General features: G+C 61.8%; 15 protein-coding genes. All 15 read left to right on the top strand.

Going from position 1 to position 16,235, the window contains the following annotated elements:
- The first annotated feature begins 13 nt into the window (after window positions 1–13).
- The 15 genes from CN933_RS26990 to lpxB all read left to right on the top strand — a co-directional run bounded on the left by CN933_RS26990 (window position 14) and on the right by lpxB (window position 16,087).
- A complete protein-coding gene (locus CN933_RS26990) occupies window positions 14–952 on the top strand; it encodes an aliphatic sulfonate ABC transporter substrate-binding protein (RefSeq protein WP_164866969.1) in 939 nt (312 codons plus the stop codon).
- 53 nt (window positions 953–1,005) lie between these two features.
- Window positions 1,006–2,562, top strand: coding sequence for a sulfatase family protein (locus tag CN933_RS26985; protein WP_018097761.1), 1,557 nt, complete (start codon window positions 1,006–1,008; stop codon window positions 2,560–2,562).
- 182 nt (window positions 2,563–2,744) lie between these two features.
- On the top strand, window positions 2,745–3,512 hold the full coding sequence (gene rpsB / locus CN933_RS26975; protein WP_003534993.1) for a 30S ribosomal protein S2: 768 nt from the start codon (window positions 2,745–2,747) through the stop codon (window positions 3,510–3,512).
- A 251-nt stretch (window positions 3,513–3,763) separates the two neighbouring features.
- Window positions 3,764–4,687 carry a translation elongation factor Ts gene (gene tsf / locus CN933_RS26970; protein ID WP_018097760.1) on the top strand — a complete coding sequence of 308 codons (924 nt, stop codon included), beginning with the start codon at window positions 3,764–3,766 and terminating at the stop codon, window positions 4,685–4,687.
- Window positions 4,688–4,870: 183 nt separating this feature from the next.
- A complete protein-coding gene (gene pyrH / locus CN933_RS26965) occupies window positions 4,871–5,593 on the top strand; it encodes a UMP kinase (RefSeq protein ID WP_018097759.1) in 723 nt (240 codons plus the stop codon).
- A 51-nt stretch (window positions 5,594–5,644) separates the two neighbouring features.
- Window positions 5,645–6,205, top strand: a complete 561-nt coding sequence (frr, locus tag CN933_RS26960) for a ribosome recycling factor (RefSeq protein ID WP_003534987.1) — start codon at window positions 5,645–5,647, stop codon at window positions 6,203–6,205.
- 36 nt (window positions 6,206–6,241) lie between these two features.
- Entirely contained in the window at window positions 6,242–6,985 is a 744-nt protein-coding gene (locus CN933_RS26955) for an isoprenyl transferase (protein ID WP_102762924.1), read from the top strand.
- On the top strand, window positions 6,985–7,818 hold the full coding sequence (locus CN933_RS26950; protein ID WP_018097757.1) for a phosphatidate cytidylyltransferase: 834 nt from the start codon (window positions 6,985–6,987) through the stop codon (window positions 7,816–7,818). Before CN933_RS26955 ends, CN933_RS26950 begins: the two co-directional genes overlap by 1 nt.
- Window positions 7,819–7,947: 129 nt before the next feature.
- The gene (gene rseP, locus CN933_RS26945; RefSeq protein ID WP_018097756.1) at window positions 7,948–9,072 is read left to right on the top strand and encodes an RIP metalloprotease RseP; all 1,125 of its coding nucleotides are present in this window, start codon (window positions 7,948–7,950) and stop codon (window positions 9,070–9,072) included.
- Window positions 9,073–9,319: 247 nt separating this feature from the next.
- Window positions 9,320–11,653: an outer membrane protein assembly factor BamA gene (gene bamA, locus CN933_RS26940; RefSeq protein ID WP_018097755.1), complete on the top strand. Its 2,334-nt coding sequence runs from the start codon at window positions 9,320–9,322 to the stop codon at window positions 11,651–11,653.
- A gap of 44 nt (window positions 11,654–11,697) precedes the next feature.
- Window positions 11,698–12,762 (top strand): UDP-3-O-(3-hydroxymyristoyl)glucosamine N-acyltransferase, encoded by a 1,065-nt coding sequence (gene lpxD / locus CN933_RS26935; RefSeq protein ID WP_018097754.1) that lies wholly within the window; start codon window positions 11,698–11,700, stop codon window positions 12,760–12,762.
- Window positions 12,755–13,219 carry a 3-hydroxyacyl-ACP dehydratase FabZ gene (fabZ, locus tag CN933_RS26930; protein WP_102762923.1) on the top strand — a complete coding sequence of 155 codons (465 nt, stop codon included), beginning with the start codon at window positions 12,755–12,757 and terminating at the stop codon, window positions 13,217–13,219. The genes lpxD and fabZ overlap by 8 nt, the downstream gene beginning before the upstream one ends.
- Window positions 13,216–14,034 carry an acyl-ACP--UDP-N-acetylglucosamine O-acyltransferase gene (lpxA, locus tag CN933_RS26925; RefSeq protein ID WP_164866970.1) on the top strand — a complete coding sequence of 273 codons (819 nt, stop codon included), beginning with the start codon at window positions 13,216–13,218 and terminating at the stop codon, window positions 14,032–14,034. The genes fabZ and lpxA overlap by 4 nt, the downstream gene beginning before the upstream one ends.
- On the top strand, window positions 14,034–14,921 hold the full coding sequence (locus tag CN933_RS26920; RefSeq protein ID WP_018097752.1) for an LpxI family protein: 888 nt from the start codon (window positions 14,034–14,036) through the stop codon (window positions 14,919–14,921). The genes lpxA and CN933_RS26920 overlap by 1 nt, the downstream gene beginning before the upstream one ends.
- Window positions 14,918–16,087 (top strand): lipid-A-disaccharide synthase, encoded by a 1,170-nt coding sequence (gene lpxB / locus CN933_RS26915; RefSeq protein WP_018097751.1) that lies wholly within the window; start codon window positions 14,918–14,920, stop codon window positions 16,085–16,087. Before CN933_RS26920 ends, lpxB begins: the two co-directional genes overlap by 4 nt.
- Window positions 16,088–16,235: the final 148 nt, after the last annotated feature.

Genomic DNA, 16,235 nt, shown 5'->3' with positions numbered 1-16,235 from the left:
CGCTGCCGGTGCGCTGGCGGCCCCCATAGTGGGCGCCACCACGCGAGCCGCTTACGCAGAGGCGAAGCCCGTGCGGATCGGTTACATCGCCGACTATTTCGGCACGAGCCTGACGGCGATCGCCACCGACCAGAACCTGTGGGCAAAACACGGCCTGGAACCCGACCTGAAGATCTTCACCAACGGCCCGATCCAGATCCAGGCGTTGGGCGCGGGCAGTCTCGATTTCGGGTATGTCGGTCCGGGCGCCCTTTGGCTTCCGGCAACTGGCAAGGCCAAACTCGTCGCGATCAATGTGCTCGGACTGTCCGACCGCGTCATCGCGCAGAAGGGCATCAACTCCGTCGCGGACCTCAAGGGCAAGAAGGTCGGCGTTCCGGAAGGCACGTCGGGCGACATGCTGTTGCGTCTCGGCCTTGCCAAGGCCGGCATGACGATTTCCGACATAGAAGTGGTGAAGATGGACCCTTCGACGGTCGTTTCGGCTTTTGCATCGAAGCAGATCGACGGCGCCGGCATCTGGTATCCGCTGGTGGGCATCATCAAGAAGACCGTCCCGGATCTGGTCGAAGTCGCCAAGAGCGACGATTTCTATCCCGAGAACTCTTTCCCTTCGGCCTTCGTCGCCCGCAATGAGGTGATAGCCGGCGACGTGGACGTGGTCAGGAAATTCATCGCCACGATGAAAGAGGCCAACGACTATCGCGTTGCCGACGTGCCGCGCTCGGTCGCGATCACCGCCAAGTTCCTCGGAGTGCCGGCCGAACCGCTTGAAGTCGAAAGCCGCAACGGCAAGTTCCTGACTACTGCCGAGCTCGTTGCTGCCAGCAGGGATGGGACGGTGGCCAACTGGCTGAAGGGTCTCAACGACCAGTTCGTCGCTTTCGGCAAGATGCAGAACCCGCTCGACCCGAAGGACTACTATCTCGCCGACCTCTACGCAGGCGACTGAACGCCAACCCGCCGGCGCGCTCCGTCGCGCCGGCACTCTCCATCGAGATTAGAATGACAAAGCAGCCCAATATTCTGTTCATCATGTCGGACGACCATGCGGCGCGGGCGATTTCCGCCTACGGCGCGGGCCTGAACAGCACGCCCAATATCGACCGCATCGCCGACGAAGGCATGCGATTCGATCGGTGCTACGTCACCAATTCGATTTGCACGCCCAGCCGTGCCGCCATTTTGACCGGCACCTACAACCATGTGAACATGGTCACCACGCTCGATACCCATATCGACAACCGGCTCCCCAATGTGGCCAAACATCTGCGCGCGGGCGGCTATCAGACAGCGATCTTCGGCAAGTGGCACCTGGGCGAGGGCCAGGCGCACGAGCCGACGGGATTTGACGAATGGTCGGTACTGCCGGGGCAGGGCGAATATTTCGATCCAGTGATGATCGACCGCAACGGACCGCGAACGGAGAGAGGCTACGCCACCGACATCATCACAGACAAATGCCTCGATTTCCTCGGCAAGCGTGATCCGGAGCGGCCGTTCTTCCTGATGTGCCACCACAAGGCGCCGCATCGCAGCTTCGAGCCGCACCCGCGCGACAGGCACCTCTATGCCGACGGCAAACTGCCGGTCCCGGAAACTTTCTCCGACGATTATTCCAACCGCGCAGCAGCGGCGGCAGCTGCGAAAATGCGCATTCGCTGCGACATGACATACAGGGACCTCGGCCTCGTCCAGCCCGAAGGCGGCGACGAGATCGGCGAACTGCTTCTGCCGGGCTGGACCCAGCGCAAGGTTCCGGACATCGAGGAAGGTCAGGAACTGCGATTGATCGACGGAGCCACCGGTGAGAATTATCTCTTTACCGATCCGCGGAAACTCGCCCTCTTCAAGTACCAGCGCTACATGATGCGCTACCTGCAGACCATTGCCGCCGTGGACGACAATGTCGGCCGTCTGCTCGACTATCTCGACGCGGAAGGCCTGCGCGACGACACCATCGTTATCTATACGTCCGACCAGGGGTTCTTCCTTGGCGAGCACGGCTGGTTCGACAAGCGCTTCATGTACGAAGAATCGCTCCAGATGCCTTTCCTGATCCGCTATCCGGAAGGCATCCGGCCCGGCACGCAAGCCGGCCACATCGCGACCAATGTCGATTTCGCGCCGACCTTTCTCGATTATGCGGGCCTGCCGATCCCCAATTACATGCAGGGCAGGAGCATGCGCCCGATTATCGAGCAGACGGCGGACGAGGACGATAAGGGTCTCGCCTATCACCGGTACTGGATGCACAAGGACGAGTTCCACAATGCCTTCGCGCATTACGGCGTGCGCGACGCCCGCTACAAGCTCATCTACTGGTATAACGATCCGCTCGGCCAGCCTGGTGCCTTTTCCGGCGACGAGGCTGCGGAATGGGAACTGTTCGATTGCGAGGAGGACCCGTTCGAGCTGCGCAACCGGGCGAACGAGCCGGCCTACTCCGCTGTGTTCGAGGAAATGCTGGCTAAGCTCGATGCGCGCATGGCGGAAATCGGCGACATTCCGGAACATGTCACCGCCGAGGTGCTGGCTCGGTGCCGAACGAAGGCGGCCTGAGCCGGCGCGATACAAAAAGCGTCCCCAAGGCTTGATTTCCGGGCCGGTTACCGCTAAGGGGCTGGCCATTCCACACGTAAGGCATGGGATTTTCCGGGAGAAATCCGGATCGTTCCGCCGGTGGGCGCATTGCGGTGCGCTCGACGCCTTGCGGAGGTTCAACCGGAAAAGGAGACAAAGGCATGGCATTGCCTGATTTCACTATGCGCCAGCTTCTCGAGGCGGGCGTCCACTTCGGTCACCAGACGCACCGCTGGAACCCGAAGATGAAGCCGTACATCTTCGGCGACCGTAACAACGTTCACATCATCGATCTCGCCCAGACCGTACCGATGCTGTCGCGCGCCCTGCAGGTCGTCAGCGACACCGTCGCCAGCGGCGGCCGCGTGCTTTTCGTCGGCACCAAGCGCCAGGCGTCCGAGATCATCGCGGACGCTGCGAAGCGTTCCGCCCAGTACTACGTCAATGCCCGCTGGCTCGGCGGCATGATGACGAACTGGAAGACGATCTCCAACTCGATCCAGCGCCTGCGCAAGCTCGATGAAATCCTGGCTTCGGAAGCTTCCGGCTTCACGAAGAAGGAGCGCCTGAACCTCGAGCGCGAGCGCGAGAAGCTCAACCGCGCACTCGGCGGTATCCGCGATATGGGCGGTACCCCGGATCTGATGTTCATCATCGACACCAACAAGGAATCGATCGCCATCGACGAAGCCAAGCGTCTTGGCATTCCGGTCGTTGCCGTCATCGACTCCAATTGCGATCCGGACCAGATCGACTACGCGATCCCGGGCAACGACGACGCATCGCGCGCTATCGCCCTTTACTGCGATCTCATCGCCCGCGCCGCCATTGACGGTATCGCCCGTCAGCAGGGCGCCTCTGGCCGCGATCTCGGCGCATCCGAAGAGGTTCCGGTCGAGCCGGCTCTCGAGGAAGCGTCCGAAGCCTGATCGGCCCGACCGGCAGACGACGCGCTGCCGTACGCATGAAATATCGGGACGAGGCCGTTTGTGATGTAGAATCTGAACGGCCTTGTTCTTTATCAGCCGGAAATGGCCCGGCCGATCGCGCGCGGTGAGCCCGCGAACATCGCCAAAGTGGCTTCATCACGATGTCACACAGAAAGGCCATTTCCTGCCAAACCTTCTGGCACTGCGCCAATCCCGGTCGGCGCGCCAGCAAACAGACAAGAGGCACAAAGATGACTGTTACCGCCGCAATGGTGAAGGAGCTGCGCGAAAAGACCGGCGCAGGCATGATGGACTGCAAGAAGGCGCTTGCCGAGACCAATGGCGACATGGAAGCCGCCATCGACTGGCTGCGCGCCAAGGGCATCGCCAAGGCTGACAAGAAGTCCGGCCGCACCGCTGCCGAAGGCCTCATCGGCATTGCCAGCTCCGGCACCAAGGCCGTCGTCGTCGAAATCAACTCCGAGACCGACTTCGTTGCCCGCAACGACGCCTTTCAGGAGCTCGTTCGCGGTGTCGCCAGTGTCGCCCTCGGCACCGACGGCAGCGTTGCAGCCGTCTCCCAGGCGACCTATCCGGCGACGGGCAAGTCCGTTGAAGATACGATCAAGGACGCCATCGCCACGATCGGCGAGAACATGACGCTACGCCGCTCGGTACTGCTCGAGGTCGAGGACGGCGTCGTCGCGACCTATGTGCACAATGCCGCAGGCGAAGGCATCGGCAAGCTCGGCGTTCTCGTCGCGTTGAAGTCGACCGGCGACAAGGAAGCTCTGAACGCGATCGGCCGGCAGGTTGCCATGCACGTCGCCGCGACCAACCCGCTCGCGGTCCGTTCGAGCGAAATCGACCCGGCGGTCGCCGAGCGCGAGCGCAACGTCTTCATCGAGCAGTCGCGCGCTTCCGGCAAGCCGGACAACATCATCGAGAAGATGGTCGATGGCCGCATGCGCAAGTTCTTCGAGGAAGTCGCCCTTCTGTCGCAGGCTTTCGTCATGAACCCTGATCTGACGGTGGAAGCCGCGATCAAGGAAGCGGAAAAGTCCGTCGGCGCGCCGATCGAAGTTGCCGGCATTGCCCGTCTCCTGCTCGGCGAAGGCGTCGAAAAGGAAGAGAGCGATTTCGCGGCAGAAGTGGCAGCCGCCGCGAAGGGTTGATTTCTTCACCTCGAATGGGAAAACGTGGGGGCATCGCGTGACAACGCGGTGCCCTTCGTGTATCCGGCTCCAGTCGATGCGTAGGACCCGCCGGAGCGGTTGATACCACGCAGCGGAATTTGCCTTTACGCCGCTGTGCGCCAGATGCCTGCACACGCGCGCTGATCTATTTCAGGAGTGACGATGTCGGCCAAGCCAATCTACAAGCGCGTTCTTCTCAAAGCCTCCGGTGAAGCGCTTATGGGAAGCCAGGGGTTCGGCATCGATGTTGCCGTAGCCGACCGGATTGCCTCCGATATCGCGGAAGCGAGAGCGATGGGTGTCGAAGTCGGCGTCGTCGTCGGCGGCGGCAACATCTTCCGCGGTGTCGCTGTGGCGTCCAAGGGCGGCGACCGTGTAACCGGCGACCACATGGGAATGCTGGCGACGGTCATCAATGCGCTTGCGCTGGCGACGTCGCTGCGCAAACTCGATATCGACACCGTCGTCCTGTCGGCCATCGCCATGCCGGAAATCTGCGAGAGCTTCTCGCAGCGCGCGACGCTTTATCATCTTTCGCTCGGGCGTGTCGTGATATTCGCCGGCGGCACGGGCAATCCGTTCTTCACGACGGATTCGGCTGCGGCGCTTCGTGCGGCGGAGATGGGCGCCGAGGCGATCTTCAAGGGAACACAGGTTGACGGCATCTATTCCGCGGATCCGAAGAAGGACCCCTCGGCGACCCGCTTCGACCGCCTGACCCATAGCGAGGTTCTCGAAAAAGGCCTCGCAGTCATGGATGTTGCCGCCGTGGCGCTTGCGCGGGAGAATGCCATTCCGATCGTCGTCTTCTCCATCCACGAGAAGGGCGGCTTCACGGAGATATTGACGGGTGGCGGCCGTGCCACCATCGTGACCGATAATTGACAAGCTGCTGGGGCCCGCAAGGGCTGCTGATAAGAACGGGAGTCTTGAACCATGAGTGAAGGTGTGGATCTGAAGGAACTCAAGCGTCGGATGGACGGGGCGATCGCTGCTTTCAAGCACGACATCGCGTCGCTGCGGACCGGCCGCGCTTCGGCGAACGTACTCGATCCGGTGACCGTCGAAGCCTACGGTTCTCGCATGCCGCTGAACCAGGTGGCAAACATCACGGTTCCAGAGTCGCGCATGCTCTCGGTTTCGGTGTGGGACAAGTCCATGGTCGGTGCCGTGGAGCGGGCAATCCGGGAGTCCAATCTGGGGCTCAACCCGATCGTCGACGGGCAGAACCTGCGCATTCCGTTGCCGGAACTGAACGAGGAGCGCCGCAAATCGCTGGTCAAGGTCGCCCACGACTATGCCGAAAAAAGCAAGGTCGCCGTCCGCCACGTTCGCCGTGACGGTATGGACGACCTGAAAAAAGCCGAAAAGGACGGCGAGATCGGCCAGGACGAGAGCCGTGCTCAGTCCGAACGCGTCCAAAAAATGACGGATGACGTAATTTCCGAAATCGACCGCTTGCTCGCGGAGAAGGAAAAGGAAATCATGCAGGTCTGACCTGCGGATAGGTGAGTCTCTTTGTCCGGACAACCCATGCAAGAATTCAATCCCGCAAACGTACCGGCTCACGTCGCCATCATCATGGACGGCAACGGTCGTTGGGCGAATGCGCGTGGACTGCCCCGTACCATGGGCCACCGCAAGGGCGTTGAGGCGGTCCGCGGGGCGGTAAGGACGGCTGCGGAGATCGGCATCCGGTACCTGACACTGTTCGCATTCTCGTCGGAGAACTGGAACAGGCCGGAAAGCGAGGTCAGCGACCTCATGGGCCTGCTCAAGGCTTTCATCCGACGGGATCTCGCCGATCTCCACCGTGAGAACGTCCGCATCCGGGTCATCGGGGACCGAACAAATCTGAGCGGCGATATCCTGCCTCTGCTCATCGAAGCGGAGGAGACGACGGTCGCGAACACCGGCATAACGGTGGTCATTGCGTTCAATTACGGCGCCAGAGACGAGCTGGCGAGAGCCATGCGCCGCCTGGCGGGGGACGTGGCCGCCGGTCGTCTGCGGCCGGAAGAGATTACCGCGGAACGGATATCCTCGACGATCGATACGGCGGGCATTCCCGATCCCGATCTCATTATCCGGACGAGCGGCGAGGAGCGTCTCTCCAACTTTCTCCTTTGGCAGGCCGCCTATTCCGAATTGCTGTTCATTCCGGACCTCTGGCCGGATTTCACGCGCGAGACATTCTTTGCGGCGATCGAACAATATGCCTGCCGCGAGCGCCGATTCGGCGGACTGACCCAACCGACTTTGGCGGTCGGCTCCTGATGCAGGCCGAACTCAAACTTCGTATCGCCTCCGGGGTGGTTCTTGCTGCGGTGGTTCTTGCTGCAACCTGGATCGGCGGCTTTGCCTTCCAGCTTCTCTCCGTCGCGATCGGCCTCCTCGTCTATTACGAGTGGTCCACCATCACGAAGCTCCCCGAGCGGGACTTTCAGGGCAATGCCCTCGGCTGGCTGGCACAGGCGGTGATCGCCGGTTTCGTCCTCCTCGGTTATATGCATGTCAGCCTCCCGGGGCTTGCCCTCTGTGTGCTCGCGGCAGCGCTTTGGGTGGCGATAAAGGGAACCAGCTGGTGGCTGCCGGGCGGGATCGTCTATGCGGGTCTGACGAGCATTTCGCTCGCGGCGATCCGCGGAGCGGACTATCTCGGTCTGATGGCGATGCTGTTCGTGTTCGCCGTCGTATGGGCAACGGATATTTTCGCCTACTTCACGGGGCGGGCGATCGGCGGGCCAAAGCTGGCGCCCGCAATCTCGCCGGGCAAGACCTGGTCGGGCGCGATCGGCGGGGCGATTTTCGGCGTTCTTGCGGGTGTCGCCGTTTTCATGGCTCACTTTGCCCTCGATGATCTGCGCATTCCCGTCATCGCGCTGGTCCTGTCCGTCGCAAGCCAGACAGGCGATCTGTTCGAGTCCTTCGTCAAACGCCGTTTCGGCGTCAAGGATTCGAGCAGGCTGATCCCGGGTCACGGCGGCGTCATGGACCGGGTGGACGGGCTGATATTCGCCTGCATTGCCGCACTGGCCCTGGTGCTTGGGCAGTTCTTGCTGGCGGGCGGCCGGGAAGTCTCTTTCGGCTCGATTCTGCTGGGTCTTTGAAGACTGCCGGTGTAGTCCTTATATCGGGCTCGAAGCGGGACTATCCTGCGGCGGTCCGACCATGGCGTCACGGCCCCGACCTTGCAATTTGAACTGGCGGACGTGGCAACGGACGCGTTAGGAATGACTATGAGCCTGCTGCTTGACAATCTCCAGTACACGATCCCCACCTTCCTGTTTCTCCTGACGTTGCTGGTCTTCGTTCACGAGATGGGACATTACCTGGTTGGGCGCTGGTCGGGCATCCGCATCCTGGCCTTTTCCGTCGGCTTCGGACCCGAGCTCTTCGGCTGGACCGATCGCCACGGCACCCGCTGGAAATTCTGCGCGATCCCGCTTGGCGGCTACGTGAAGTTCTTCGGCGACGAGGATGCGGCGAGCACGCCCGACTACCGGCGGCTGGAGACGATCGCGCCGGAAGAACGGGGCCGCACATTCCTGGGTGCAAAGCTATGGAAGCGTGCAGCGACGGTCGCGGCGGGTCCCATCGCGAATTTTCTACTGGCGATTGCGATCTTCGCCGTCCTCTTCTCCATCTACGGCCGTGCCGTCGCCGATCCGGTCGTCGCTTTCGTGGCGCCGGACAGCGCTGCGGAAAAGGCGGGTGTTCTGCCGGGAGACCGGCTGCTTTCGATCGATGGAAAGCCGATCGCCACCTTCGACGACGTGCGCCGCTATGTCAGCGTCCGTCCGGAGCTGCCGATCACCGTCCGGATCGAGCGCGATGGCGCTGCGATCGACCTGCCGATGGTGCCCCAACGCACCGAATCCGTCGACCCGCTCGGCAACAAGATGGAGGAGGGCAAGATCGGGATCGGAACGAACCAGGAAGCGGGCAATTTCCGGGTCGAGACCTACGGACCGCTCGAAGCGGTGGGGCAAGGGGCACTGCAGAGCTGGCGGATCGTAACGGGCACGCTCGACTATCTTTCGAATCTCTTTGTCGGGCGGATGAGCGCCGATCAGGTCGGCGGGCCGATCCGCATCGCCCAGATGTCCGGTCAGATGGCGAAGCTCGGTATTGCCGAGGTGCTGAATTTCGCGGCCGTCCTTTCGGTTTCCATTGGATTGCTCAACCTGATGCCCGTGCCGGTGCTTGATGGCGGCCATCTGATGTTCTATGCGGTCGAAGCGCTGCGCGGCAGGCCGGTCGGTCCCGCCGCACAGGACCTCGCATTCCGCATCGGCTTTGCCATGGTGCTCATGCTGACGGTTTTTGCGGCCTGGAACGATATCAATTGGCTCTTCGGATAAAGCGGAGCCTTGGGCGGGAGCGGACATCGTTAAGGATTCGGAGAGCGAGTGAGTTTCGCCGGCTGCTCGATAACGGTTTGTTTACGATAATAAGAGGCCGTAGTGGCTGTTAAGCCACGGTTGGAATTGAAGTAAACAGAAATTAACGAGCTGACTTGCTTGTATGGGAAAAGCGGTTAAAACGGCAACCGTGACCGGAGTCGGCACGAAACTGCCGCGGGACGTTGGGAAAAGGTAAGATTTTGACATGAAAGCTGGTTCAAGGTTTTTGAACGCGGTGTCGGCGTTTGCTCTGTCAGCAAGCATGGTCGCCACGGGTACCGGGGTAGGACTTGTTGCTGGTACCTCAGTCGCGCAAGCCGCGGTCATCAATCGGGTTGAGGTGCGTGGGGCAACGCGCGTCAGCGCGGAAACCGTTCGCGCCAACATCACGATCGTTCCCGGCAAGAGCTTCAGCAATGCCGATATCGACGCATCCGTGAAGCGGCTCTATGCCACCGGCTATTTCTCCGATGTCAGCATCACGGTTTCCGGCGGATCGCTTGTCGTTTCCGTCAGCGAGAATCAGCTCGTCAACCAAGTCGTCTTCAACGGCAACCGCAAGATCAAGGATGACAAGCTCCAGGGTGTCGTTCGTACCCAGCCGCTCGGTCCCTATAGCGAGGCGACCGTCGAAACCGACATTCAGGCCATCAAGGACGCCTATGCCGCCATCGGCCGCAGCGACGTGACCGTGACGACCCAGGTCGTTCCGATTGCCGAAGGGCGTGTCAACCTGGCCTTCGTCATCAATGAAGGCGAACGCACGAAGATCACGCAGATCAATTTCGTAGGCAACGAGGCCTATAGCGACGGCCGTCTGCAGTCGGTGATTGCGACCAAGGAATCGGGCATCTTCTCGTTCCTCACGCGCAAGGACGTCTACAATCCGGATAAGCTGCGGGCCGACGAGGAATTGCTGCGGCAGTTCTACTACAACCGCGGCTATGCCGATTTTCAGGTGGTCTCGTCCGAAGCGGCGCTCAATGAGGCGACCAACGAATACACGGTAACGATCACGGTCGAGGAAGGTCCTCGATACGACTTCGGTTCGGTCAACATCGAATCGACCGTCGAAGGCATCGACGCCGAGGAACTGAGGGGGCTCGTTCAGAGCCGCGAAGGCACGGTCTACAAGGCCAAGGACATTCAGAACACGATGAGCGAGATTTCGAAGCGCGTCGCGTCGGAGGGTTATCCCTTTGCGCGCGTCACGCCGCGCGGCAATCGCGATCTCGCCAATCACACGATCGCCGTCGACTATCTCGTGGACCAGGGCGAGCGGGCCTATGTCGAGCGCATCGAGATTCGCGGCAACACCCGGACGCGTGACTACGTAATTCGTCGCGAGTTCGACGTCGGCGAGGGCGATGCCTTCAACCAGGAAATGGTTGCGCGCGCCAAGCGCCGCCTGGAAGCGCTCGGCTATTTCTCGTCGGTCAACATCTCGACGCAGCCGGGCAGTGCGGCTGACCGTGTGGTCATCGTCGTCGACGTGCAGGATCAGTCGACCGGCTCGTTCGGCATCGGCGCCGGCTATTCCGCCGGCGACGGCGGCGGCTTCCTCGTCGAAGCTTCGATCGAAGAAAAGAACTTCCTTGGCCGCGGCCAGTATATTCGTCTTGCCGCCGGTAAGGGCGAAGACAGCCAGACCTACAATGTTTCGTTCACCGAGCCCTATTTCCTCGGCTATCGTCTCGCGGCGGGCTTCGACCTCTTCAAGAACGAAAACGACTTCGATGACGACAACTACAGCTACAACGATCAGGGATTCAGCCTGCGCGTGACTGCGCCGATCACGGAAAACCTGTCGACGACGCTGCGCTACAACTACACGGAGCTCGAATATTTCGGCGACGAGGACGAGCTTTCCTCTCCCTATGTTCGCGCAATCGAGGACGGCCCCTGGACGCGTTCCTCCGTCTCCCAGTCGATCACCTACAACACGCTCGACGATGCGCAGCTGCCGCACGAGGGCATTCTCGCCTCGGTCACCCAGGAGTTTGCAGGTCTTGGCGGTACGTCGGACTTCTACAAGCTGACGGGTAAGGCCAAATGGTACTATACGCTGCACGACGAGGCCGACATCATCGGCTCGATCTCCGGCAGCGCCGGCCAGCTGTTCAAGACGTCCGGTTCGCTTGAAGTCTTCGACCAGTTCCAGCTGACCAGCAACGATATCCGCGGCTTCGAGCGCAACGGTATCGGTCCGCGGGCAAACAACGGCGATGCCCTTGGCGGCACGACCTATTTCACGGCGTCTGCGGAAGCGACGTTCCCGCTGCCGGGCCTTCCGCGTGACAGTGGCTTCCGCGGTGCATTGTTCGTCGACGCGGGCACGCTCTACAACAATGAGTTGGAGCTGACCGGAGCCGGTGAATCGGTGCGCGGCAACGACGCTTCGCTGCGTGCGTCGGTCGGCGTCAGCCTTATCTGGGCTTCGCCTTTCGGTCCGCTGCGTGTCGATTATGCCGTGCCGGTTGCAAAGGAAGACTTCGACGAGGTCCAGAACTTCAAGTTCGGTATCAACTCGTCGTTCTGATAGAGAGCAGTCCAGAACTGCCAGAGAATCGTTCTGGAGTGTCCATGGAACAGAATTGGTTTTTTCCGCCCCATCAGGGGATTCGTCTGGGCGACCTCGCGAATCAGATTGGGGCGGAGTTGCTGGATATTGCCGCCGCCGATCGCACCGTGCGTTCGGTCGCGCCGGTCTATCGCGCCAAGCCGGGCGACATCTGTTACATGCTGTCGCGCAAGAATCGCGAAGAGTTGCAGAGCTGCCGTGCCGCCGCGATCATCTGCGACAAGGCCATTTCGTCGCTTGTTCCCGATACGATACCCGTGCTGCTGACATCGAAACCGCACACGGCCTTCGCCCTTGCCGGCACCTTGCTTCACGAAAGGGCCATGCGCCCTTCCTATAATACGAGCGAGAGGGGCGTAGCGGCGGGAGCCTTCATCGATCCGACGGCGCGCCTGGAGGCGGGCGTCGAGGTCGAGCCGATGGCTGTGATCGGAGCCGGCGTCGAGATTGGAAGCGGAACGCGCATCGCAGCGGGAGCAATGATCGGACCGGGCGTGCGGATCGGCCGCGATTGCACCATTTCGGCCGGTGCAAGCATCCTTTGTGCGCTGGTCGGCAACAACGTCATCATTCATCCGGGCGCACGCATCGGTCAGGACGGATTCGGCTATGCACCGGGCCCGAAGGGCGGAATGATCAAGATCGTCCAGGTCGGGCGGGTGATCATCCAGGATCACGTGGAGATCGGCGCGAACACGACGATCGATCGCGGCACGATGGATGACACCGTGATCGGCGAGGGGACGAAAATCGACAATCTGGTTCAGATCGGCCATAACGTCCGCATCGGTCGTTACTGCGGCATCGTCAGCCAGGTCGGCATCGCCGGCAGCACGCAGATCGGCGACGGGGTCATGATCGGCGGAGGCGTCGGGGTCAACGGGCATATCACCATTGGAGACGGAGCGCAGATCGCTGCGATGAGTGGCGTGGCGAGCGATGTGCCGGCCGGCGAGCGCTATGGCGGAATTCCGGCGCGACCGATGCGGGATTTCCTGCGCGATGTGGCCGAAATGGCCCTGCGGTCGAGCGAGAGGCAGAAGAAGAAGGGTGGCAAGGATGAATGAGGCTGCAACGGTCCTCGGCACGGCGGACATACAGGAAATCCTGAGGCTTCTTCCCCATCGTTATCCCTTCCTGCTCGTGGACCGCATCATCGAGATCGATGACGACAATTCGGCCATCGGGATCAAGAACGTGACGGCCAATGAGCCGCATTTCACCGGGCACTTTCCCGAGAAGCCGATCATGCCGGGCGTTCTTCTGATCGAAGGCATGGCACAGACGGCCGGCGCGATCTGTGCGCGCAAGACGGGAATGGGCAGCAATCTCGTGTATTTCATGACGATCGACAATGCCCGCTTCCGCAAGCCCGTCGTGCCAGGCGACCGGGTGGAGTTCCATGTGGTGAAGCAGAAGCAGCGCGGCAATATCTGGAAGTTTCACTGTGATGCAAAAGTTGACGGGCAACTCGTCGCGGAAGCTGATATCGGCGCGATGATTGTCAGCAAGGAAGACGCCTGAGAATGATAGCATCAAGTGCGAAGATCCACCCGTCCTCGGCCATCGAGAACGGTGCGGTAATCGGCGAAAACGTGAAGATCGGCCCGTTCTGCCATATCGGGCCGAATGTCGTTCTTGCAGATGACGTCGAAATTCTGAGTCACGTCGCGGTCATCGGTCATACGAGCGTCGGCAAAGGCTCGAAGATCTTTCCGGGTGCCGTCATCGGCGGCGACTCGCAGAGCGTGCACCACAGCGCCTTGAATACGAAATTAGTGATTGGCGAAAACTGTACCATCCGCGAAGGCGTGACCATGAATACGGGCACGGTGGAGCATGGCGGCGCGACCATCATCGGCAACAACAACCTGTTCCTGGCCTATTCGCACGTGGCGCATGACTGCCGTCTCGGCAACAATATCATCCTTTCCAACAATGTCATGCTTGCGGGGCACGTCACCGTCGAGGATCGAGCCATACTCGGGGGTGGCTCGGCGGTTCACCAGTTTACCCGCATCGGGCGTCAGGCCTTCATCGGTGGCCTGTCGGCGGTGAGCTATGACGTCATTCCCTATGGAATGCTCAACGGCAACCCCGGCATTTTGAGCGGCCTTAACGTGGTCGGGATGACCCGTGCGGGGATCGAACGTGCGGCGATTCATCGCGTCCGGCGGTGCTACAAGCAGATATTCGAGGGAGACGGCTCGATTCGCGCGAATGCAGCCGCCATCCGCAACGAATATCTCGATTGCGCGCCGGCTATCGAGATCCTGGATTTCATTGCCGCGGAGAGCGACCGCGCGCTGTCGTCGCCGAATCGCGGCGCCAAGGGCTGATGGCGGTGGCGATTCATCGCCTGCCGCATTCCAAAGGCAGGCTCGCCATCATCGCCGGCGCCGGAACGCTTCCCCATCACGTGGCCGAGGCAGCGCGCTTCCAGGGCGAAGACCCGTTCATCATTGCGCTCTCGCGTGAGGCGGATACCGATTGGACCGGCTTCGACCATGCCGTTTGCGCAATCGGAGACTTTGCCGCGATCAGCCGCACTTTCGAGACCGAGGGAATCGACCGGGTCGTCCTTTCCGGTGCGGTGCGGCGGCGGCCGGAGTGGCGCGATATCCGTCCTACGCTGAAGACGCTGGCCAAGGTGCCGCGGGTTTTCCGCACCTTGATATCCGGCGGGGACGACGCCGTGCTGCGCATGGTGATCGAATTGATCGAGGCGAGCGGCGCCCATGTGATCGGCGCGCACGAGGTCGTTCCGGGGCTTCTTGCCGATACCGGTCCGCTCGGCGCCCATGTCCCGACGGACGAAGATCGGCGTGACATCGAAGCCGGGATTGCCGCAGCCAACGCGCTGGGTGCGCTCGATGTCGGCCAGGGCGCCGTTGCAGTCGGCGGCAGGGTCGTGGCGCTGGAGGGGGCGGAAGGGACGGACGCCATGTTGGCGAGAGTGGCCGATCTCAGGAAAGACGGACGGATTTCAATTCGTCGTCGCGGCGTCCTCGTCAAGCTCTGCAAGCCGCAACAGGACGAGCGGGCGGATCTGCCCTCGATCGGTCCGTCGACGGTCGCAGGAGCGCATGCTGCCGGCCTCGCGGGCATCGCCGTGGAGGCAGGACGCGCGCTGGTTCTCGATCGCGCGCGTCTCGTGGAGGAAGCCGACAGGAGCGGGCTGTTCGTTCTCGGTATCGAGCGCGATTGCCGCAGGGACCGGGGATGACGGGCAGAGCCTACAGGCTGGCGGTTATCGCCGGAGAAGTTTCCGGAGACCTGCTCGGCGCCGACCTGGTGCGGGCGTTGCGTGATCGTCTAGACGGTCCGCTCGAACTCGTGGGCGTTGGCGGCGAGGGGCTGGAAGCCGAAGGGCTCCGGTCGCTTTTCGACTATTCCGAACTGTCGATCATGGGTTTCTCGCAGGTTCTGGCGAACCTGCCGAAGCTTCTGTTGCGGATCGGGCAAACCGCCCGCGCGATCGCCGCTGCGCGTCCCGATGCTCTGTTGATCATCGACAGCCCGGACTTCACCCACCGCGTGGCGCAACGCGTCCGCGCCGCATTGCCGGACTTGCCGGTGATCGACTATGTCTGCCCGAGCGTCTGGGCGTGGAAGCCGGAGCGGGCGCCGCGCATGCGGGCTTATGTGGATCACGTGCTCGCGGTGTTACCCTTCGAGCCGGAAGCGATGGGGAAGCTCGGCGGTCCGCCGACGACCTATGTCGGGCATCGGCTCGCATCCGACGGCAATGTTCTCGCGGTCCGGGAGCGCCAACGACTGAGACGGCAGATGCAGGATCGGCGCGAGCCGAAGGCCTGCCTCCTGCTGCCCGGATCGCGCGGGAGCGAGGTCAGCCGCCTGCTTCCGATCTTCCGCGAAGCAGCCGAAGAGCTCGCGGAGCGGCACGAAGGCATTCGTTTCTTCTTGCCGACCGTGCCGCGCCAGGAAGACCGTGTGAGGGCGTTGACGGCATCCTGGAAGGTCCAGCCCGAGATAAGCATAACCGCCGACAGGAAATGGGAGGCTTTTGCCCAAGCCGACGCGGCCATTGCCGCTTCGGGTACGGTGATCCTCGAACTGGCGCTCGCCGGAGTTCCGGTCGTCTCTACCTACTCTGCCGACTGGATCGTCAGCCTCCTGCATTCCCGCATTCGGATATGGACCGCGGCGCTTCCGAACCTCATCGCGGATTTCCCGGTCGTGCCCGAATATTTCAACAAGTCGATCCGCCCGGCCGTTCTGACGCGCTGGTTCGAACGGCTTTCGAGCGATACGGCGCAACGTCGTGCGATGCTCGACGGCTTCGCTCTCGTTCAACAGCGAATGGAAACGAACCGTCCGCCCGGTGAAAAGGCGGCGGATATCGTTCTGGCTTGCCTTCGAGCGGGATGAGGAGAGGCGAGTGCTTCTAGCTAACGGCTGTGGGTCGTCGGGCTAAGTCCCGAGGACGGGCAAGAACCTCGCCAGTCTCTGCAAATTCCGCCAACCCTCATCCTCGGGTCAAGCCCGAGGATGAGGGTTGGCGGAATGGGCTTTTGTC

Origin of the sequence: Sinorhizobium sp. M4_45 (assembly GCF_002885915.1) — a bacterium.
Classification (GTDB): Bacteria; Pseudomonadota; Alphaproteobacteria; order Rhizobiales; family Rhizobiaceae; genus Sinorhizobium; species Sinorhizobium meliloti_A.
Note: the sequence above shows the minus strand (reverse complement) of the source record. Positions and strands in the feature narration are given on the sequence as shown.

Bases quoted from the DNA above. Each gene is read 5' to 3' on its own strand.
- CN933_RS26985 (WP_018097761.1), top strand. From the start codon at position 1,006: ATGACAAAGCAGCCCAATATTCTGTTCATCATGTCGGACGACCATGCG.
- rpsB (WP_003534993.1), top strand. From the start codon at position 2,745: ATGGCATTGCCTGATTTCACTATGCGCCAGCTTCTCGAGGCGGGCGTC.
- tsf (WP_018097760.1), top strand. From the start codon at position 3,764: ATGACTGTTACCGCCGCAATGGTGAAGGAGCTGCGCGAAAAGACCGGC.
- pyrH (WP_018097759.1), top strand. From the start codon at position 4,871: ATGTCGGCCAAGCCAATCTACAAGCGCGTTCTTCTCAAAGCCTCCGGT.
- frr (WP_003534987.1), top strand. From the start codon at position 5,645: ATGAGTGAAGGTGTGGATCTGAAGGAACTCAAGCGTCGGATGGACGGG.
- CN933_RS26955 (WP_102762924.1), top strand. From the start codon at position 6,242: ATGCAAGAATTCAATCCCGCAAACGTACCGGCTCACGTCGCCATCATC.
- CN933_RS26950 (WP_018097757.1), top strand. From the start codon at position 6,985: ATGCAGGCCGAACTCAAACTTCGTATCGCCTCCGGGGTGGTTCTTGCT.
- rseP (WP_018097756.1), top strand. From the start codon at position 7,948: ATGAGCCTGCTGCTTGACAATCTCCAGTACACGATCCCCACCTTCCTG.
- bamA (WP_018097755.1), top strand. From the start codon at position 9,320: ATGAAAGCTGGTTCAAGGTTTTTGAACGCGGTGTCGGCGTTTGCTCTG.
- lpxD (WP_018097754.1), top strand. From the start codon at position 11,698: ATGGAACAGAATTGGTTTTTTCCGCCCCATCAGGGGATTCGTCTGGGC.
- fabZ (WP_102762923.1), top strand. From the start codon at position 12,755: ATGAATGAGGCTGCAACGGTCCTCGGCACGGCGGACATACAGGAAATC.
- CN933_RS26920 (WP_018097752.1), top strand. From the start codon at position 14,034: ATGGCGGTGGCGATTCATCGCCTGCCGCATTCCAAAGGCAGGCTCGCC.
- lpxB (WP_018097751.1), top strand. From the start codon at position 14,918: ATGACGGGCAGAGCCTACAGGCTGGCGGTTATCGCCGGAGAAGTTTCC.